The sequence below is a fragment of the Isoptericola sp. NPDC057191 genome (genome assembly GCF_042670225.1).
Classification (GTDB): Bacteria; Actinomycetota; Actinomycetes; order Actinomycetales; family Cellulomonadaceae; genus Isoptericola.
This window is the reverse complement of sequence record NZ_JBHUWC010000031.1, coordinates 1-19,189: the sequence shown is the minus strand read 5'-3', so window position 1 is coordinate 19,189 and position 19,189 is coordinate 1. Positions and strand designations below refer to the sequence as shown.

The window sequence follows — 19,189 nt, the reverse complement described above, 5'->3', positions numbered from 1 at the left end:
ACTAGACGTTGAAGCGGAACTCGACGACGTCGCCGTCCTGCATGACGTAGTCCTTGCCCTCGACGCGCGCCTTGCCCGCCGAACGGGCTGCCTGCACGGAGCCCGCCTCGACGAGGTCGTCGAACGAGATGACCTCCGCCTTGATGAAGCCGCGCTCGAAGTCCGTGTGGATGACGCCGGCAGCCTGCGGGGCGGTCCAGCCCTTGCGGATCGTCCAGGCGCGCGACTCCTTGGGGCCGGCGGTGAGGTACGTCTGCAGACCGAGGGTGTGGAAGCCCACGCGGGCGAGCTGGTCGAGGCCCGCCTCCTCCTGACCGGAGTCGGCGAGCATCTCGCGGGCGTCCTCCGGGTCGAGCTCGACGAGCTCCGACTCGAACTTCGCGTCGAGGAAGACGGCGTCGGCCGGGGCGACCAGGTCGCGCAGACGCTGCTGCATCCCCTGGTCGGCGAGGCCGGCCTCGTCGGTGTTGAAGACGTAGATGAACGGCTTGGCCGTCAGCAGCTGGAGCGACGCGACGTCGGCCAGCTCAAGACCCGCGGCCTTCGCACCCTGGAAGAGGGTGGTGCCCGACTCGAGCACCTTCTGCGCGGTGGTGGCGGCCGCGAACAGCGCGGCGTCGCCCCGCTTGATCTTGACCTCCTTCTCCATCCGCGGCAGCGCCTTCTCCAGCGTCTGGAGGTCGGCGAGGATCAGCTCGGTGGAGATGGTCTCGATGTCGCCCTCGGCGTCCACGGACCCCTCCACGCGGACGACGTCGCCGTCGTCGAACACGCGGGTGACCTGGCAGATCGCGTCGGCCTCGCGGATGTTCGCGAGGAACTTGTTGCCCAGGCCCTCCCCCTCGGAGGCGCCCTTGACGATGCCCGCGATGTCGACGAACGACACGGTGGCGGGCAGGGTGCGCTCGCTGCTGAAGATCCCGGCGAGCGTGTCGAGCCGGGGGTCGGGCAGCGGGACCACGCCGACGTTGGGCTCGATCGTCGCGAACGGGTAGTTCGCCGCGAGCACCTGGTTGCGGGTCAGTGCGTTGAAGAGCGTGGACTTGCCGACGTTGGGCAGGCCGACGATGCCGATGGTGAGTGCCACGTCGGGAGAGTCTACGTGGCGTGCCCTACCCGGCAGCCCGGGCGCGGTCCTCGAGCGTCGCCAGGTCGCGCTCCACGAACCGCAGGTGCGCCCAGTGCTCGCCCGCGACGACGCCGAGGCTCTGGTAGACCGCGCGGGTGAAGCCCTCGGGAGCCCACGGCGGGAGGCGCGGCGCCCGGGCAGTCGCGTCAGAGCCCGCGAGGTCGTCGTAGAGGGCGAGCACCTGCGCGACACGGTCGGCGTGGGCGGCGAGGGTCTCCTCCAGCGAGGGCTGCGCCGCGAGGTCGACGCCGAGCCGCGCCACCTCGGGCTCGTACTCGGTGAACGGCAGCCCTGCGTACCAGAAGGCGTCGTCGATCCCCCGCAGGCCGTACAGCACCCACCCGTCCATGGCGAACACCAGGTGGCGCAGCGTCTGCGCCGTCGACCACTCGCCGTCGACCGAGGCGTCGACGGCCCCGGGGGCCAGGGCGGCCGTGCGCGCGAGGTGCGCGTCCCACGCCCGCAGCGCCGCCTCGAGCGACGCGCGCTGCTCGGCGAGGTCCGCCGACCGGGCCTGCTCGCGACCCGGGTACCGCCGGTTCAGCTCGGCCTCGATCAGCGGCACGACCTCGACGCCGTTGACCCGCAGCCCGGTGATCTCGCCGTCGACGTCCCCGTCCGTGAGGTCGACGCCGCGCAGCACCGCGCCGGGCATGAAGGTCTGGTCGAACCGTGCCCCGTCGAGCCGGGCGAGGCGGAAGGTGGCCCCCGTCAGGTCGGCCTCGACGAACCGGGCGCCCCGCAGCTCGTCGTCCGGCCCGAACCGTGTCCCGTGATCTGCCATGCGCCGACGGTAGGCGGGGCCACCGACACCCGCGCGGCCTGTCAGGCGTCGACGTCCTGGTGCCACGACTCCGTGACGTACGACGTGCGCCAGCCCCAGCTCTCGTAGAGCGCCGCGGCACCGGTCGGGCTGTCGGCGTCGACCTCGAGGCCGACGCGGTCGCGCCCGCGTGCCGCCGCGTCCTGGACGACGGCGAGCAGCAGGGCCGTCGCGACCCCGCGGCCGCGCGCCCGGCGGTCCGCGCCGAGGTACTCGACGTAGCTGCCCTCCTTGCCCGACGGTCCCGAGGGCAGGGCCGCGCCGACGAGCGCTCCCATCGGCTCCGGCTCGTCCTCGGGGCGCTCCGGGTCGTCGACGAACGCCAGCCACCAGTGGTCCCAGCGGTGCCCCGGGTCGGCCCGCAGCCGCACCAGGAACTCGCCGAAGCTCTCGCGGTAGGAGTTGAAGTGGTCCTCGAACGCGCTCTCGAGCACGCGGTGCACGGTCTGCAGGTCCTCGGCGACCGGCAGGCCGTCGTCGTGGGTGGCGACCCGGCGCACCGTCACCCCCGGCCGTGGGTCCGGCAGGACGCCGCGCAACGCCTCCTCGGGCACCACGGGGCGGCTCATCTGCAGCCAGGAGCGCGCCAGGACGTACCCCGCGGCGTCGAGCCAGCGACGCTGGGTCACGTCTCCGGCGTACGCACCGGCGTCGAGCTGGGTGCGCGCCAGCCCGCGCTGGGCCGCGAGGGCCCGACCCTGCTGCGCCCCCCAGGCGTAGCACGCGGCCGCCAGGTCGTCCGCCTGCGGCACGTCGCGGTCGACGTCCACGCTCACCACGACGCGCCCGGCGGCCCGGTCGTGCGCCGTGGCCCAGGCCCGGATCACGCCTTCCGGGTCGCGCGCCACCAGCTGGCGCCGCGTCCACGACATCGGTCCGGTCACCTCGGCCGCGAGGGCTTCCTGGTTCACCACGGACGAGCCGGTGAAGGGCGCCGCGACGGTGCCGCGGAGCTCACCGAGACGCGGCAGGTCGCCGAGGTCGGGGACCGAGGCCGTCCAGCGCTCGGGGAGGGGCAGGTGCTCGGGGCTCAGGGACGTCACGTCCACCATTGTCGCAAAGGTTCCTTGGCGAGACCGTGACCGGGTCCACAGGATCGCGGGTCCCGTGCCGTCGGAACGTCAGCCGAAAGCCATCACCTGTTGCAGCAGCTCGGGGAGCCGGCGGTCGTAGGTGCGGGCGCCCCAGCGCACCCCGAGCAGGAGGACGAGGGCCCCCGTGACCAGCCCGACGCCCAGCGCCGCCCACCCGAGCGCGGCCTGCGGCAGCAGGATCGCGGGCACCGCGAGCGCCAGCGTGGGCACGCACACCGCGAAGATGATCCCCATCGCCGCCAGCTGGGCGACCATGGTCGCCATCGTCGCGCCCTGCGGCGTCTTGAACGGGCTGTCCCCAGGTTTCGGCACGGGGTAGACCAGCCGAGCGGAGACCGCGCTCGAGATCCCGAGCGCCGCGCCCAATGTGCCCGCCGTGAGGCCGAGCAGGGCGGGCAGCGCGTCCCACCGCCCGGCCACGGCGCAGCCGACCAGCGCGAACGCCACGGTCAGCGGCACCCCGCCGACCAGGACCGGCAGCACGCGCCCCCACCTGTCGGCGCGGCCCGGCGTGCCCGTCGCGACATGCAGCGCGAACGCGGTGTTGTCGTAGCCGATGTCGTTCGAGATGCCGAACCCGAGCAGCCACGCCGCCAGCGGGGCCATGACCAGCAGGAACGCGCCGCCCATCCCGTTGCCGAGGCCGACCACGAGGAGCACCAGCGGCACCAGCGGCACCATCGCGACCGACGCCGCGTAGCGCGGGTCGCGCAGCCAGTACGTCGCGGCACGCGCCGCGACGGCGCCCGTGGGGGTCGCGGGAAGCCGACCGAACCAGCCCAGCCCCTTGGCGGCCGAGGCCGCGCCCCCGCCCCGGGGCGTCACGAGCTCGCGCGCGAGCGCCCGGTCCCACACGACCCATGCGAGCGCGAGCGTGCCGAGGGCGATCAGCAGGCGCGCCAAGGCCAGCATCCAGGCACCGTCGTGCACGGCCGACGGCAGCGCCCAGGGGGCGCCGAGCGGCGTCCATCCCACCACCTGCGCCAGCGGGCCGAGGACGGCGCCGGGGCCGCCGGCCGCGTCGGCCGTGCCCTCGAAGCCACCGGCGAGCCAGCCGAACGCCGGGCCGATGAGGACGAGGGGAACCACGGCCACGACGGCCAGCACCTCGCGGTAGCGGCGCGAGTCCAGCAGCGGCGCGAGCGCCGTCGTCGTCGCGCGCGAGCCCACCACGCACAGCGCGGTCGCCAGGACGCCGCCGACGAGGGCGGCCACCAGCGCGGCGGGGTTGCGCCACCACGCGAGCGAGACGCCGAGCGCCCCGAGCGTCGTCACCGCCGCGGGCACCGACACCAGGCCACCCAGCGCCAGGCCGACGAGCATCGTGCGCCGCGGGATGGCGAACGTGACGAAGCGGCGCGGGTCGAGCGTCGCGTCCACGCCGAACGCGAGGACGGGCACGAGCCACCACGCGAGGACCACCAGCGCCCCGACGACGGTGACCACCTGTCCGGTGAGCTCGGGGTCGGCGGCGCCGCCCGCGACGGCGCCGACCAGCACGAGCACCAGCACGCCCAGCCCGTACAGGGAGGCGACGACGAGCCCGATCGTCTGCCACACGCTCCGGCGGAACGTGTTGGCCAGGAGGGTCAGCTTGAGGCGGACGAGCTGCGCAACCACGCCAGTCCCTCCGACTCCCGGCGGCCGCCCACGAGGTCCACGAACCGGTCCTCGAGGCTCTGCTCGCCCCGCACCTCGGCGACGGTCCCGGCGGCGAGCACGTGCCCGCCGGCGATGACCGCCACGTGCGAGCACATCCGCTGCACCAGGTCCATGACGTGGCTCGACACGACGACCGTGCCGCCGTCGTGGACGTAGGCGTGCAGGATGTCGCGGATGTTCGCCGCGCTCACCGGGTCCACGGCCTCGAACGGCTCGTCGAGGACGAGCACGCGCGGGGCGTGGATCATCGCCGAGGCGAGGCCGATCTTCTTCGTCATGCCGGCGGAGTAGTCGACGACGAACGTGTCCCGGTCGCCGGCGAGGTCCATCGCCCGCAGCAGGTCCTCGGTGCGCTCCGCGACGGTGTCCCGGTCCAGCCCGCGCAGGAGCCCTGCGTAGGTGAGCAGCTGCGCCCCCGTGAGGCGGTCGAAGAGCCGCACCCCGTCGGGCAGGACGCCCAGCGTGGCCTTCGCCGCGTCGGGCCGCGCCCACAGGTCGGTGCCGTGCACGTGCACCGAGCCGAAGTCGGGGCGCAGCAGCCCGGTCGCCATCGACAGCGAGGTCGTCTTGCCGGCGCCGTTGGGCCCGACGAGTCCGAAGAACGACCCGGTCGGCACGTCGAGGTCGACGCCGGCGACGGCGATCTTCTGCCCGAACCGCTTCCACAGCCCGCGCAGGCTGAGCGCGGCGCCGAGGTCGGGCGGGACGGGTGCGGGGGCGGCGGGCGGCGGCCCGGTCTGGTCGCTCACGGGTCAACCGTAGTGGGCGGCGACCGGCCCGTGCATCGAGCGTGCAGACTTGATCCTCAAGTCCTCGTCTTGAGGATCAAGTCAGCACGCTCGTCGCGTGGACGCTCCGTCCTGTCGGTGCGGCGTGAAACGGTGTGCCCATGACGACGACCCTCGCTCTGCTCCTCATCGTCGGCGCCCTCGTGGTCGGCACGCTGGTGGGCTGGCTGTGGCACGCCAACCGCGCAGCCCGCGCGGGGCGCTCGCACGAGATGGAGCGGCTGCGCGAGCACGGCGAGCTCGAGTCCGTGCGGCGGGACGCCGCCGAGCTGCGCAGCAGGCTCGGGCAGGCCGGCGACGAGGCGGAGCGCCGCCTGGCGGAGCAGCGCGAGCTGGCCGAGCGCGACCTGGACCGCGCTCGCGACGAGGCGGACCGGCGCGTGGCAGAGGCGCGTCAGCAGGCGGACCGCCTGCTGGCCCAGGTCCGGGAGGACCTCGAGCGACAGCTCGCCGAGGCGAAGGGCGACCAGGAGGCGGCGGCGCAGCGGTTCCGCGCGCTGGCCAACGACGCGCTGGCCGCCAACCAGAAGCAGTTCCTCGACCTCGCGGACGAGCGGCTGCAGCGCAGCACGCAGAAGAACGACGAGACCCTGGCCCAGCGCGAGCAGGCCTTCCGGGCGCTGGTCGACCCGCTCGGCAAGAGCCTCGAGAAGGTCCGCGAGGAGGTCGTCGCGGCGGAGAAGGCGCGCGCGGAGGGATCGTCCGCCCTGGGCGAGCACCTGCGGCAGCTCACGCTGGCCAACGCCGAGCTGCGGCAGGGCACCAGCGACCTGGTCACCGCGCTGCGCTCCTCGCAGACGCGGGGTGCCTGGGGCGAGCTCCAGCTCCAGCGGGTGGTCGAGGCCGCCGGGATGATGGAGCGCGTCGACTTCGACGTCCAGGTGCAGGCGACGAACGAGGACGGCGACGTGCTCCGGCCCGACATGGTGATCAACCTGGCGGGGGGCAAGAACGTCGTCGTCGACTCGAAGGTGGCGTTCCTCGGCTACCTGGAGGCCCAGCAGGCGTCCGACCCTGCGGTCCGCGAGCAGCGGATGGACGCCCACGTGCGCCACGTGCGCAAGCACGTCGACGACCTCGCGTCGAAGCGGTACTGGGACCTCTTCGACCACGCCCCGGAGTTCGTGGTGATGTTCGTGCCGGCCGAGGCCTTCCTCGCCGCCGCCCTGGAACGCGACCCGTCGCTCATGGAGGAGGCCGCGCGCAAGAACGTGCTCCTCGCGAGCCCGGCCACCATGCTCGCGCTGCTGCGGACGGTCGCGTTCGCGTGGCGGCAGCAGGCTCTCGCCGACAACGCGCAGGAGGTCCTCAAGGTCGGCAAGCAGCTGCACTCCCGGATCGTGACCATGACCGGCCACATCACCAAGATGGGACGCTCGCTCGAGAGCTCGACCAAGGCGTACAACTCGATGGTCGGGTCCCTGGAGCGCAACGTGCTCGTCTCGGCGCGCCGGATGGTCGAGCTCGACGTCGTCGACGGCAAGGACGAGATCGAGGAGGTCAGGGGCCTCCAGGAGGTGCCGCGGCCGATCACCCGGCCCGAGCTGCTCGCCGCCGCCGAGGGCGCCGTCGTCGCTCTGGGCGACCTGAGCGTCGAGGACGACCGGGCGTCGGTGGACTCGCTCGTGACGGCGGACCGGGACGCGCTCGAACGCGCCGGCCAGGAGGCCCAGGACGACTCCGCCGCCGGCTGAGCCCGCAGGGGCCGCCGCCGACGGCGCACGTCAGGCGGGCTCGACGGGCAGCGCGGTGCGCGCGCCGCGGCGGGGCCGCTTCTCCTCCTGGCCCGCGGCCTTGAGGCCTCGTGCCAGCTCGCGCGGCAGGGAGAACATCAGGTCCTCCGTGGCGGTCCGCACCTCCTCGACGGCGCCGAAGCCGTGCGCGTCGAGGTGGGCGATGACGTCCTGGACGAGGATCTCCGGCACCGACGCTCCCGAGGTGACGCCCACCGTCTTCGCGCCGTCCAGCCAGGCGTCGTCGATCTCCGTCGCCCGGTCCACGCGGTACGCGGTGCGCGCACCCGCCTGCAGCGCGACCTCGACGAGACGCACCGAGTTCGACGAGTTCGCCGAGCCGACGACGATCACGACGTCGCACTCCGGGGCGAGCTTCTTCACCGCGACCTGCCGGTTCTGCGTGGCGTAGCAGATGTCGTCGCTCGGCGGGTCCTGCATCTCGGGGAAGCGGACGCGCAGCCGTCGCACGGTCTCCATGGTCTCGTCCACGGACAGCGTCGTCTGCGAGATCCAGACGACCTTGTGCGGGTCGCGGACCTCCACCTGGTCGACCTCGTCCGGGGAGTTCACGACCTGCACGTGGTCGGGCGCCTCGCCGGCCGTGCCCTCGACCTCCTCGTGCCCGGTGTGGCCGATGAGGAGGATGTCGTAGTCGTCGCCGGCGAAGCGCACGGCCTCCTTGTGCACCTTGGTGACCAGGGGGCAGGTGGCGTCGATGGTCTCCAGGCTGCGGGCCGCCGCGGACTCGCGGACCGCAGGAGAGACGCCGTGCGCGGAGAACACCAGACGCGCGCCCTCGGGCACCTCGTCCGTCTCGTTGACGAAGATCGCACCGCGCTCGCGCAGCGTCTCCACGACGTGCTTGTTGTGCACGATCTCCTTGCGGACGTACACCGGCGCGCCGTAGGTCTCGAGCGCCTTCTCCACGGCCACCACCGCGCGGTCGACCCCCGCGCAGTAGCCGCGCGGCGCGGCCAGCAGCACGCGCTTGGTCGACGTCGGGAGGGTGGGGGCCGGAGCGGTCGCAGTCACGCGGCCAGTCTAGGTGGGCCCGTGTGGACGTCCTGTGACGGGGGTCTGACGTGCCCGTCAGGGGCGTGGGGCATGCTGGACGCCGTGTCGGACGTGTCCCAGCCGGAAACCCAGCCGCAGCCCCTGCCCGAGCTCGCCCGTGAGACCACGGCCGAGCGGCCCTGGCCGGTGCGCCTGCTGTCCGCGAAGATCCGGGACTACGTCGCGAAGATGTCGCTGGTGTGGGTCGAGGGCCAGGTCGTCGAGCACACCTACCGACCCCGGGCGGGCATGCAGTTCGTGACGCTGCGCGACACCGATGCCGAGGCCTCGCTGCCGGTGCACATGCTCACGCGCGTCTTCGACGGCCTGCACCACAAGCCCGAGGTGGGCGACCACGTGGTGGTGCAGGCCAAGCCGGAGTTCTGGGTGAAGACGGGCCGGATGTCGATGCGGGCCACCGCCGTGCGGCAGGTGGGGGTCGGCGAGCTCCTCGCACGCATCGACCAGCTGCGGCGGGTGCTCGCGGCCGAGGGCCTCTTCGACGACGACCGCAAGCGCCCCCTGCCGTTCCTCCCCGCCGTCGTCGGCCTCGTGTGCGGGCGGGAGTCCAAGGCCGAGCACGACGTGGTCGTCAACGCGCGGGCCCGCTGGCCGCAGGTCCGGTTCGAGATCCGCGAGGTGGCGGTCCAGGGCGTCGACGCCGTGCGCGAGGTGAGCGCAGCCCTCGCCGACCTCGACGCCCGCCCCGAGGTCGAGGTGATCGTCCTCGCCCGCGGCGGCGGGTCCGTCGAGGACCTGCTCCCCTTCAGCAACGAGGCGCTGGTGCGGGCGGCCGCGGCGTGCACGACGCCGCTGGTCAGCGCCATCGGCCACGAGACGGACGCGCCGCTGGTCGACCTCGTCGCGGACCTGCGCGCGTCGACGCCGACCGACGCGGCGAAGTGCATCGTGCCGGACGTCGCCGAGGAGCGGCTGCGCCTGGACCAGGCCCGCCGCCGCATGCGCGGCGCCGTGGCGGCTCGGGTCGAACGGGAGCAGCACGGCCTGGACGCGCTGCGGTCGAGGCCGGCGCTGGCCCACCCCCAGACGACCGTCGACGTCCGGGAGCGCGAGATCGCCCAGCACGTGCGCCACGCCCGGCACTGCCTGGACGCCGCCCTGCTGCGCGCCGCCGGCCAGGTCGACCGTCTGGAGGCTCAGGTCCGCGCCCTCTCCCCCCTGTCGACGCTCGCCCGCGGCTATGCCGTGGTGCAGCGCGCCGACGGAGGCGTGCTGCTGTCGTCCGACGACGTCGCCACCGGGGACGCCGTCCGCGTGCGCCTGGCGCGCGGGGCACTCGAGGCCGCTGTCACGGGGCGGACGCCGGCCCCCGCGCCGCACGCCTGAACCGCTCCGCCAGGCGGTCGAACGCCGCGGCGAGCTCCTCCCCCTCGAGGACCTCGACGTCCGCCCCGAGCTGGGCGATCCACAGCGCGAGCCGGTCCGGGTCGTCCGAGCCGACGCCGACCCGGCAGGCGGCCGGCCCGTCCTCGGTGATGTCCAGCGGAGCCCCGATCCTCACCGCGACCTCGGCGGCCGGCGCGTGCACGCGCAGCCGCGCCCGGTAGCGCCACGTGGCACGGCGCACCCGCCCGACCACGTGCTCCACCACCGCGTCCTCGGGGATCTCCCGGCGGCGGAACCGCGCGCCCGTCGGGGCGCGGGGCTCCATCCGGTCCACGCGGAAGACCCGCCAGTCCAGGCGGTCGAGGTCCCAGGCGAGCAGGAACCAGCGCGCGCCCCAACTCACCACCCGGTGCGGCTCCACGTACCGCACGGAAGCGGTGCCGTCGTGCGAGGTGTACCCGAACCGGAGCCGCTCGGCCGCGCGGATGGCGGCGGCGACCGCGGAGAGCACGGCCGGGTCCAGCACCGTGCCCGCGCGCGGGACCACGCTCGTCGCGTCGCGAACCGCCTCCACCCGCGCCCGCAACCGCGCCGGGAGCACCTGCTCCAGCTTCGCCAACGCGGTGAGCGACGTCTCCTCGGCGCCCAGGCCGTGGGTCGCGACGACCCCGAGCCCGACCGCCACGGCCACGGCCTCGTCGTCGTCGAGCACGAGCGGCGGCATCGCCGTGCCGGCGGCCAGCCGGTAGCCGCCGGCGACGCCGGGACGCGCCTCCACGGGGTAGCCCAGGGAGCGCAGCTTGCCGATGTCGGTGCGGACGGTCCGCGTGCTCACGTCGAGCCGGTCCGCGAGCTCCGTGCTGGTCCAGTCGCGCCGCAGCTGGAGCAGGGACAGGAGCTGCAGCAGCCGGGCGGACGTCTCGATCACCTCGAGATCGTGTCACCGATCGCGGAAGCTCGTCTTCCGCGTTTGCGGGCACAGTGGCGTCATGACCACGAACGCCGCGAGCACCGCCCTCGTCCCCTTCCGCATCGACGTGCCGCAGGCCGATCTCGACGACCTGCACGACAGGCTCGCGCGCACGCGCTGGCCCCTGCCCGTCCCCGGCCGCGACGACCGCACGGACTTCAGCCGCGGCATGCCGCTGCCGTACCTGCGCGAGCTCGCCGAGCACTGGCGTGACGGCTTCGACTGGCGCGCCCAGGAGGCGGCCCTCAACGCGCACGAGCAGGTCACGACCGTCGTCGACGGCCAGACCTTTCACGTGGTGCACGCCCGCTCGGCGAACCCGGACGCCACCCCGCTGCTGCTGTGCCACGGCTGGCCGGGTTCGTTCGTCGAGTACCAGCGGCTCCTGCCGCTGCTGACCGACGCGTTCCACGTCGTCGTGCCGTCCCTGCCGGGGTTCGGCTGGTCGACCCCGCTGGCCGGGACCGGATGGGAGGTGGCCCGTACCACCGAGGCCTACGCGGAGATCATGACGCGGCTCGGCTACGAGCGGTTCGGGGTGCACGGCACCGACATCGGCGCCGGCACCACGGGGCGGCTCGCGGCCCTGTACCCGGACCGGGTGATCGGCACCCATGTCGGCAGCGACGGCCGGTCGCTCGGCATGGTCGGGGACCAGTTCCCGCTGCCGGACGGGCTGACCGACGACGAGGTCGCCCAGATCGAGGCGGTGCGCGCTCGCGACGCCGCCGAGCACGGCTACTTCGAGATGCAGAACCACCGCCCCGACACGATCGGCGCCGCTCTCACCGACTCGCCCGTGGGCCAGCTCGCGTGGATCGTCGAGAAGTTCCAGACCTGGACGAACCCGGCGTGCCACACCCCGGACGAGTCGGTCGACCGCGACCATCTGCTCACCAACGTGTCGCTGTACTGGTTCACCCGGAGCGGTGCGTCGAGCGCGCAGTTCTACTACGAGGCGTCGCACTCCGGGCTGGACTGGCTCGCGGCGTCGGACGTCCCGTCCGCCTGGTCGGTCTTCGACACCCACCCGCTGATGGCGAAGGTGTTCAACGGCTGGGGCGCGATCGACCAGTGGGTGGAGCACCCCGAGGGCGGCCACTTCCCCGCGATGGAGGAGCCCGAGCTGCTGGCGACGGACCTGCGCGCCTTCTTCGTCGGGCGGTCCCGCGGCTGAGCGCCCTACCTCGCGCGGGCCACCCGGCCCTCGTCCCAGACGGGCTCGGGGGTCTCGCGCACGGTGCCGTCGGCGCCGAACACGAGGAACCGGTCGAAGCCGCGCGCGAACCACCGGTCGTGCGTGACCGCGAGGACGGTGCCGTCGAAGGCCTCCAGCCCCTCCTGCAGCGCCTCGGCGCTGGCGAGGTCGAGGTTGTCGGTGGGCTCGTCGAGCAGCAGCGCGGTGCAGCCGGCCAGCTCCAGGAGCAAGATCTGGAACCGCGCCTGCTGACCGCCGGAGAGGCGGTCGAACTCGCGGTCCGCGGCGACGGTCAGCTCGTAGCGGCGCAGCACGGACATGGCGGCGCCGCGGTCCCGGGCGTGGTCCTCCCAGAGCACCTGGGTCAGCGTCCGCCCGAACAGCTCGGGCTGCGCGTGCGTCTGGGCGAAGACGCCCGGCACCACGCGTGCGCCGAGGCGCCACTCGCCGGTGTGCGCGACGTCGTCACCCCCGAGCAGCCGCAGGAAGTGCGACTTGCCCGACCCGTTGGACCCGAGCACCGCCACGCGCTCGCCGTAGAAGACCTCGAGGTCGAAGGGCTGCATGAGACCCGTGAGCCCGAGCTGCTCGCAGGTCACCGCCCGCACGCCGGTGCGGCCGCCGCGCAGCCGCATGCGGATGTCCTGGTCGCGGGGCGGCTCCGGAGGCGGGCCGGCCTCCTCGAACTTGGCCAGGCGCGTCTGCGCGGCGCGGTAGCGGGACGCGAGCGCGTCGCTGTTGGCCGCGGCCTGTCGCAGCTCGCGCACGAGGCGCACCAGCTGGGCGTGCTTCTCGTCCCAGCGCCGGCGCAGCTCCTCGAACCGCGCGAACCGCTCCCGCCGCGCCTCGTGGAACGTGGCGAACGAGCCGCCGTGCACCCAGGCGTCCGCGCCCGACGGCGCGGGCTCGAGCGACACGATCCGGTCGGCGGACGTCGCCAGCAGCTCGCGGTCGTGCGAGACGAACAGGACGGTCTTGCGGGTGGCGCGCAGCTGGTCCTCGAGCCACCGCTTGCCGGGCACGTCGAGGTAGTTGTCCGGCTCGTCGAGCAGCAGGACCTCGTCCGTGCCGCGCAGCAACGACTCCAGGACGAGCCGCTTCTGCTCGCCGCCGGACAGGGTGCGCACCTCGCGCCAGCGTGCCTGCTCGTAGGGGATGCCGAGCGCGGCGACGGTGCAGACGTCCCACAGGGTCTCGGCCTCGTACCCGCGCACCTCGGCCCAGTCGGCGAGGGCCTGGGCGTACGCGAGCTGGGCGGGTTCGTCGTCGACCTCCATGATGTCCAGCTCGGCGGCGTCGACGGCGCGCGCGGTGTCGCGGATGCGCGGCGGGGCGACGGCGACGAGCAGGTCGCGCACGGTGCTGGCGTCGCGCACGGAGCCGACGAACTGGGGCATGACGCCGAGGCCCCCGGTGACGCTGACGGACCCGGCCTGCGGGGTCAGCTCGCCCGACAGCAGGCGCAGCAGGGTGGTCTTGCCCGACCCGTTCGGCCCTACGAGGGCGGTGGCGCTGCCCTCCGGGACGCGGAACGAGACGTCGTCGAGCAGCGTGCGGCCGTCCGGCAGCACGTGCTCGACGTGCGCCACCTCCAGGTGTCCCATGCCGCGCACGCTGCCCGACGCCTGCGCGGCTCGCAAGGCATTTCCGCCCGTCCCGCGGACTGCGCTGTCACCGTGTCGTCGCCATGTTGTTGACTGTCCCCCGTGACCGACGCGATCCCCGACGCCCCTCCCCCGACGCCCGGCGCGTCCTCCGACCTGCCCGCCGACGTCGCCGCCCTGACCTACGAGCAGGCCCGTGACGAGCTGGTCCAGGTCGTGGCCCGACTCGAGGCCGGCAGCGAGCCGCTGGAGGCGTCGCTCGCGCTGTGGGAGCGGGGCGAGGCCCTGGCCACCCGCTGCCAGCAGTGGCTCGACGGCGCGCGCGAGCGGCTCGCCGCCGCCCAGGCCGGCGCCCTCGCGTCCGGCGACGCCACCACCGGGGAGGACGACGCGTGAGCGCGCACGTGCTCGCGGTCGGCGAGGCACTGGTCGACGTGGTGCACCGCCCGGACGGTTCGAGCGAGGAGCACCCGGGCGGCAGCCTGGCGAACGTCGCGCTGACGCTCGGCCGCCTGGGCCGCGACGTCCGGCTGGCGACCTGGTTCGGGCCCGACGCACGCGGCGACGACGTCCGCGCCTGGCTGGCCGAGTCCCGCGTCACGCTCGCCCCGGGCAGTGACGGCGCGGCACGCACGAGCGTCGCGCAGGCGACCCTGGACGCGACGGGCGCCGCGACCTACGAGTTCGACCTCGAGTGGCAGGTGCCCGCGGGCGCCGGCGCCACCGACGAGACGCTCGCGGTGCACACCGGCTCCATCGCCGCGATGCTCCCGCCCGGGGACGCCGACGTGCGCCACCTCCTGGCGGCCGCGCGCGACACCGCCACCGTCACGTACGACCCCAACGCCCGCCCGGCCATCATGGGCGACGCCGACGCGGTGCGGCCGCGGGTCGAGGAGATCGTCACGCTCTCGGACGTCGTCAAGGTCAGCGACGAGGACCTGGCGTGGCTCTACCCCGGCCGCGACCCGCTCGACGTGGCGCGCGCCTGGCAGGCCACCGGGCCGGCAGTGGTCGTGGTGACGTTCGGCGGCGAGGGCGCGACGGCGGTGACAGCGGCCGGCGACGTCACCGTCGCGGCCCCGCGGGTCGACGTGGTGGACACCGTCGGTGCGGGCGACTCGTTCATGGGCGCCCTCCTGGACTGGCTGTGGGGCGCGGACCTGCTGGGCGCGGCCCGGCGGGACGCGCTGCGTGCCCTCGACCGCGCGGCGACGACCCGGATGCTCGTGCGTGCGGTCGCCGTGGCCGCCGTGACCGTCTCCCGGGCCGGCGCGAACCCGCCGTGGCCCCACGATCTCATCGGGCCGGACCGCGTGCGGGTCGGCGAGCACGAAGCAGAGGAGCAGTCATGACCCTGACCCCCACCGAAGCCTGGGCGCGTCTGCGCGCCGGCAACGCCCGGTTCGTCAGCGACCAGCCCGAGCACCCCGACCAGGACGCCGTCCGCCGGCGCGAGCTGCGCACGGTGCAGCACCCGCACACGGTGATCTTCGGGTGCTCGGACTCCCGGGTGGCGGCGGAGATCATCTTCGACCAGGGCCTGGGCGACGTCTTCGTGGTGCGGACGGCGGGTCACGTGGTCGACACGACCGTGCTCGGCTCCATCGAGTACGGCACGGAGGTGCTGCACACCCCGCTCGTCGTGGTGCTCGGGCACGACTCCTGCGGCGCCGTGGCGGCGACCGCGCACACGCTCGCGACCGGCGAGCAGCCCCCGGGGTTCGTGCGCGCGGTGGTCGACAAGGTCATCCCCTCGGTCGCGGAGCTCACGAGCCGCCAGGGCGTCACCGGGCCGATCGACCCGGACGTGCTGCGCACCGAGCACGTCAAGCACACCGTCGCGCTGCTGCGCGGCTACTCGGCCGCGGTCGCCGCGGCCATCGACGAGGGTCGACTGGCCGTCGTCGGCGTCGTCTACGACCTGGACGACGGCAGCGCGCGGCTCGTGGCGGTCGACGGCGAGGTCGGCGAGCAGCCGGCCGCCGCCTGACCTCTCCCCGCCCTCACCAGGCATCGGCGCGAGCATCGGCGCTCAGGCCCGTGCGGCGGCCGCCAGCAGCCGCCGCACGGTGCCGAGCGTGCGCGTCGTCGCGACCCCGCCGGTGAGCCGCTCGACGGCGGTGTTCGGGTCTCCCCCGGCCCCCGGCCCGCCGCGGGCCACCCCGAGCACGACGCCCCGCCGCGCGGCCACGAGGTCGAGGAGGTCGCGCGCGTCCGTCCACGGCAGGGCCACGGCCAAGGGGTCGCCGCCGTCGACGAACGTCACCGTCTCGCGGTAGGTCCGCTCGTCGCGGGTGAGCGCGAACGGGTCGCCGTCGATCGCGGCGGTGACCTCGCCGAGGGACCGCACCAGTGCCGCACCGGCGTACCCGCAGCCTGCGGCCAGCAGCGGGGCTGCGGCGCGGGTGACGGCGGCGGCCGTCGCGTCGTCCCCGTCCCCGACGTCGAGCAGGACGGTCCCGTTCGTCTGGAACGACCGCGCCGCCTGCGCGCCGCCGTCGAGCAGCGCGCGCTCCAGCGCGGCCCGTACCGGGCTGCCGCGGTGCCCCAGGTTCATCGCGCGGTAGAGGACCACGTGGGAGAAGGTCACCCCCGCATCCTCGTCCGGGACACCGACAGCGACGTGACCCGCCTCACGACGGAGCGCCTGCCGGGGTGCGGCACGATAGAGGCATGACTTCCGACACCGTCGTCCCCGGCGCGTCCGGCGCGGGCGAGACCGAGTACCGCATCGAGCACGACACGATGGGCGAGGTGCGCGTCCCGGCGCACGCGCTCTACCGCGCGCAGACGCAGCGCGCCGTGGAGAACTTCCCCATCTCCGGCACCACGCTCGAGCGCGGGCACATCGAGGCCCTGGCGCGCATCAAGAAGGCCGCCGCGCGGGCGAACGCCGAGCTGGGCGTGCTGGACCAGGACATCGCCGACGCGATCGTCGCCGCCGCGGACGAGGTCGCCGCCGGCACGCACGACGCGCACTTCCCGATCGACGTCTTCCAGACGGGCTCCGGCACGTCGTCGAACATGAACACCAACGAGGTGCTGGCCACGCTGGCCACTCGCTCGCTCGGCAAGGACGTGCACCCGAACGACCACGTCAACGCCTCGCAGTCGTCGAACGACGTCTTCCCCACGTCGGTGCACGTCGCGGCCACGGCGGGCGCGATCCACGACCTGGTGCCGGCGCTGCGGCACCTGGCCGACGCCCTCGGCGCCAAGGCGGACGAGTTCGCCACGGTCGTGAAGTCCGGCCGCACGCACCTCATGGACGCCACCCCCGTGACGCTCGGGCAGGAGTTCGGCGGGTACGCCGCCGCGATCCGCTACGGCGTCGAGCGCGTCGAGGCGGCGCTGCCCCGCGCGGCAGAGGTGCCCCTGGGCGGCACCGCCGTCGGCACCGGCATCAACACGCCGGCCGGCTTCCCGCAGCGCGTCATCGAGCTGCTGCGCGAGGACACGGGCCTGCCGCTGACCGAGGCGCGCGACCACTTCGAGGCGCAGTCCGCCCGGGACGGCCTCGTGGAGCTCTCGGGCGCGCTGCGCACCATCGCCGTGTCCGTCACGAAGATCTGCAACGACCTGCGCTGGATGGGCTCCGGCCCGAACACCGGCCTCGGCGAGATCGCGATCCCGGACCTGCAGCCGGGCAGCTCGATCATGCCGGGCAAGGTCAACCCGGTGATCCCGGAGGCCGTGCTCATGGTGGCCGCCCGGGTGATCGGCAACGACGCCACCGTCGCGTGGGCCGGGGCCAGCGGGTCGTTCGAGCTCAACGTGCAGATCCCCGTCATCGCGCAGGGCGTGCTCGAGTCGATCCGCCTGCTCGCCAACGCGTCGCGCGTGCTGGCCGACAAGACGGTCTCGGGCATCACGGCGAACGTGGACCGGGCCCGCGCCTACGCGGAGTCCTCGCCGTCGATCGTCACGCCCCTGAACCGCGTGATCGGCTACGAGGCCGCGGCGAAGGTCGCGAAGCACTCCGTCAAGCAGGGGCTCACCGTCCGCGAGGCCGTGGTCGACCTCGGCTTCGTGGAGCGCGGTGAGGTCACGGAGGAGCAGCTCGACTCGGCCCTCGACGTCCTGTCGATGACGCGGCCCCCGCAGGCCTGACGTCACCCGCCCCTCGACGGCGACGGCCCCCACGGGGTCGTCGCCGTCGTCGTCCCCGGCCGATCACCCCGGCCGATCACCCCGGCTGATCAACCGGCTGATCACGCCTCGAACGCAGGGTTGGTAAGCCTAACCTCACCTGCTACTGTCGCCGTAGCGGGGAGGCGTTCCTCGGGGCGCGGGGCTGGGGGGTTCCACCTGACGCGTGACGCCTCCCCGCGAGCACGTCACGGCACACGGCCGCACCGGCCTGGGCATAGGCATAGGCACAGGCAGCACCCGGCGTCAGTAGTCCCGCGGGTCGAGGCGGCGGAGCACGACGGCGAGCAGCCGGCCGAGCTCCGCCCGCTCCTGGTCGGACAGGTCGCCCAGCGCCGCGCGCTCGTGCTCGATCTGCCGCGGGAAGAGCTCGTCGACGAGCCCTTCTCCCTGCGCGGTGAGCGCCACCAGCACCCCGCGCTTGTCCCGCTCGTGCACCGCGCGCTCCACCAGCCCGGACCGCTCCAGGCGGTCCAGCCGCTTGGTGATGGACGCGCCGGGCGAACCGGTCATGGTCGTGATCTCCCCCGCCCGCAACGGCCGCCCCGAACGGCGCAGCGCAGTGAGGACGTCGAGCTCCGCGCGGGTGAGGTCGCGGGCCGCCAGGTCGTCCGCGAGCTCGGCCTCCAGCAGCGCGGCGATCCGCCGAGCACGCGCCCCGACCTCGGCCGGCGAGGTGTCGACGTCGGGCAGCCGCTCGGCCCACTGCGCGCGCACGCGCTGGATGTAGTCCACGGCGACAGGATAGAGGTCACACCCGAAGTCCTTCCAGGATGATTCACCTGTGAACTATCATGGCGAGCAATGCCTCCCTCCCCCGCACCGTCCCCCGTCCTGACGAGCGCCCGCGACGTGCTCGACCCCGGCCACCTGCGCGCCGCCCTGCGCATCAACCCCGCCGACGCCACCGTGGCCGCGGCGCTGCGCGTCGGCGCCGCCGCCGCTGCCGTGCTGGCCCTGAGCGCCGCGGCAGGCCGCGCCGACCTCGCCGGCTTCGCCGCCCTGGGCGCGCTCACCATCCTGTACGGGCGGTACGAGCCCTACCGTCGCCGCGCCGCGCTGCTGACGGGGGTCGCCGCCGGGTTCACCGCAGCCTTCGTCCTGACGGCGGCGCTCACGGCGGCCGGAACGCCGACCGTTGTCGTCCTCGCGGTCGTGGCGCTCGTCGCCGGGGTCGCGACCGCGCTCTGCGCGCTGGTCCGCACCGGCCCCCCGGGCGCGACCATCGTCGTGTTCGCCGCGGCGGGAGGCATGGTCGGTCCGCTGGCCTGGTCCGACGTCGCACAGCGCGGCGCGGCGTTCGCGCTGGGCGCCGTGATCGCCTGGGCCGTCGGGATGAGCGGCTATCTCGTGCGGCCCAGCGCGCCCGCCCGCCTGGCCGTCCGGCGCGCGGCCGACGCGGTGCGCCGCGCCACCGCGCCGGGCACCACCACGTCGGGCACCACCACCAGTGCCGCCGGGTCCGCGTCCGCCGACCGGGCCGCAGCCGCCGTCGCCCACGCCCAGGAGGTCCTCGCCGACGACCTGTCGCACCGCCGCACCCGGGACACCGCGCGGGTGCTGGCCACGGAGCTCGCCGCCGTCGCGGCCCTGCTCGCCGTGGGGCTGGTGCTGTCTCTTATACACATCGGAG

17 protein-coding genes and 1 pseudogene are annotated in these 19,189 nt (G+C 74.4%); 8 read left to right on the top strand and 10 right to left on the bottom strand.

Annotated features, from left to right (window positions below; translation table 11 throughout):
- Window position 1: 1 nt before the first annotated feature.
- From ychF to ACFT55_RS06800, 5 genes are all read right to left on the bottom strand, one after another.
- Window positions 2-1,087 (bottom strand): redox-regulated ATPase YchF, encoded by a 1,086-nt coding sequence (gene ychF / locus ACFT55_RS06820; RefSeq protein ID WP_380242914.1) that lies wholly within the window; start codon window positions 1,085-1,087, stop codon window positions 2-4.
- A 25-nt stretch (window positions 1,088-1,112) separates the two neighbouring features.
- A complete protein-coding gene (locus ACFT55_RS06815; protein ID WP_380242912.1) occupies window positions 1,113-1,913 on the bottom strand; it encodes a DinB family protein in 801 nt (266 codons plus the stop codon).
- Between the two features lie 41 nt (window positions 1,914-1,954).
- Window positions 1,955-3,004: a GNAT family N-acetyltransferase gene (locus tag ACFT55_RS06810; protein WP_380242910.1), complete on the bottom strand. Its 1,050-nt coding sequence runs from the start codon at window positions 3,002-3,004 to the stop codon at window positions 1,955-1,957.
- Window positions 3,005-3,073: 69 nt separating this feature from the next.
- Window positions 3,074-4,666 carry a hypothetical protein gene (locus tag ACFT55_RS06805; RefSeq protein ID WP_380242908.1) on the bottom strand — a complete coding sequence of 531 codons (1,593 nt, stop codon included), beginning with the start codon at window positions 4,664-4,666 and terminating at the stop codon, window positions 3,074-3,076.
- Window positions 4,636-5,457: an ABC transporter ATP-binding protein gene (locus ACFT55_RS06800; RefSeq protein WP_380242906.1), complete on the bottom strand. Its 822-nt coding sequence runs from the start codon at window positions 5,455-5,457 to the stop codon at window positions 4,636-4,638. The genes ACFT55_RS06805 and ACFT55_RS06800 overlap by 31 nt, the downstream gene beginning before the upstream one ends.
- Window positions 5,458-5,597: 140 nt before the next feature.
- On the opposite strand from ACFT55_RS06800, the gene rmuC reads away from it, so the two are divergent.
- On the top strand, window positions 5,598-7,190 hold the full coding sequence (gene rmuC, locus ACFT55_RS06795) for a DNA recombination protein RmuC (protein WP_380242904.1): 1,593 nt from the start codon (window positions 5,598-5,600) through the stop codon (window positions 7,188-7,190).
- A 30-nt stretch (window positions 7,191-7,220) separates the two neighbouring features.
- Here the strand turns inward: rmuC and ACFT55_RS06790 are convergent, their stop codons facing one another.
- Window positions 7,221-8,264 (bottom strand): 4-hydroxy-3-methylbut-2-enyl diphosphate reductase, encoded by a 1,044-nt coding sequence (locus ACFT55_RS06790; RefSeq protein ID WP_380242902.1) that lies wholly within the window; start codon window positions 8,262-8,264, stop codon window positions 7,221-7,223.
- Between the two features lie 72 nt (window positions 8,265-8,336).
- Between ACFT55_RS06790 and xseA the strand changes: the two genes are divergently transcribed.
- Complete coding sequence (gene xseA, locus ACFT55_RS06785; protein WP_380242900.1) at window positions 8,337-9,632, top strand: exodeoxyribonuclease VII large subunit; 1,296 nt, start codon at window positions 8,337-8,339, stop codon at window positions 9,630-9,632.
- Here xseA and ACFT55_RS06780 read toward each other — a convergent pair.
- Entirely contained in the window at window positions 9,595-10,560 is a 966-nt protein-coding gene (locus tag ACFT55_RS06780; RefSeq protein WP_380242898.1) for a helix-turn-helix transcriptional regulator, read from the bottom strand. The two genes, xseA and ACFT55_RS06780, sit on opposite strands and share 38 nt — an antisense overlap.
- Before the next feature lie 61 nt (window positions 10,561-10,621).
- Between ACFT55_RS06780 and ACFT55_RS06775 the strand changes: the two genes are divergently transcribed.
- Entirely contained in the window at window positions 10,622-11,779 is a 1,158-nt protein-coding gene (locus ACFT55_RS06775; RefSeq protein WP_380242897.1) for an epoxide hydrolase family protein, read from the top strand.
- Window positions 11,780-11,784: 5 nt separating this feature from the next.
- On the opposite strand, the gene ACFT55_RS06770 is transcribed toward ACFT55_RS06775, so the two are convergent.
- Window positions 11,785-13,404 carry an ATP-binding cassette domain-containing protein gene (locus ACFT55_RS06770; protein WP_380242895.1) on the bottom strand — a complete coding sequence of 540 codons (1,620 nt, stop codon included), beginning with the start codon at window positions 13,402-13,404 and terminating at the stop codon, window positions 11,785-11,787.
- Window positions 13,405-13,506: 102 nt separating this feature from the next.
- Here ACFT55_RS06770 and ACFT55_RS06765 point away from each other — a divergent pair, with 102 nt between their 5' ends.
- From ACFT55_RS06765 to ACFT55_RS06755, 3 genes are read left to right on the top strand one after another with little or no spacing between them, the layout of a single operon-like run.
- Window positions 13,507-13,800, top strand: coding sequence for an exodeoxyribonuclease VII small subunit (locus tag ACFT55_RS06765; RefSeq protein ID WP_380242893.1), 294 nt, complete (start codon window positions 13,507-13,509; stop codon window positions 13,798-13,800).
- The gene (locus ACFT55_RS06760) at window positions 13,797-14,759 is read left to right on the top strand and encodes a carbohydrate kinase (protein ID WP_380242891.1); all 963 of its coding nucleotides are present in this window, start codon (window positions 13,797-13,799) and stop codon (window positions 14,757-14,759) included. The genes ACFT55_RS06765 and ACFT55_RS06760 overlap by 4 nt, the downstream gene beginning before the upstream one ends.
- Window positions 14,756-15,397: a carbonic anhydrase gene (locus ACFT55_RS06755; protein ID WP_380242889.1), complete on the top strand. Its 642-nt coding sequence runs from the start codon at window positions 14,756-14,758 to the stop codon at window positions 15,395-15,397. The genes ACFT55_RS06760 and ACFT55_RS06755 overlap by 4 nt, the downstream gene beginning before the upstream one ends.
- A gap of 42 nt (window positions 15,398-15,439) precedes the next feature.
- Here the strand turns inward: ACFT55_RS06755 and ACFT55_RS06750 are convergent, their stop codons facing one another.
- The gene (locus ACFT55_RS06750) at window positions 15,440-15,997 is read right to left on the bottom strand and encodes a DUF1697 domain-containing protein (protein WP_380242887.1); all 558 of its coding nucleotides are present in this window, start codon (window positions 15,995-15,997) and stop codon (window positions 15,440-15,442) included.
- A gap of 83 nt (window positions 15,998-16,080) precedes the next feature.
- Between ACFT55_RS06750 and ACFT55_RS06745 the strand changes: the two genes are divergently transcribed.
- Entirely contained in the window at window positions 16,081-17,517 is a 1,437-nt protein-coding gene (locus tag ACFT55_RS06745; RefSeq protein WP_380242885.1) for a class II fumarate hydratase, read from the top strand.
- 285 nt (window positions 17,518-17,802) lie between these two features.
- On the opposite strand, the gene ACFT55_RS06740 is transcribed toward ACFT55_RS06745, so the two are convergent.
- Window positions 17,803-18,291, bottom strand: coding sequence for a MarR family winged helix-turn-helix transcriptional regulator (locus ACFT55_RS06740; RefSeq protein ID WP_380242883.1), 489 nt, complete (start codon window positions 18,289-18,291; stop codon window positions 17,803-17,805).
- A gap of 69 nt (window positions 18,292-18,360) precedes the next feature.
- On the opposite strand from ACFT55_RS06740, the pseudogene ACFT55_RS06735 reads away from it, so the two are divergent.
- A pseudogene (locus tag ACFT55_RS06735) lies at window positions 18,361-19,189 on the top strand (hypothetical protein); the annotation flags it as partial.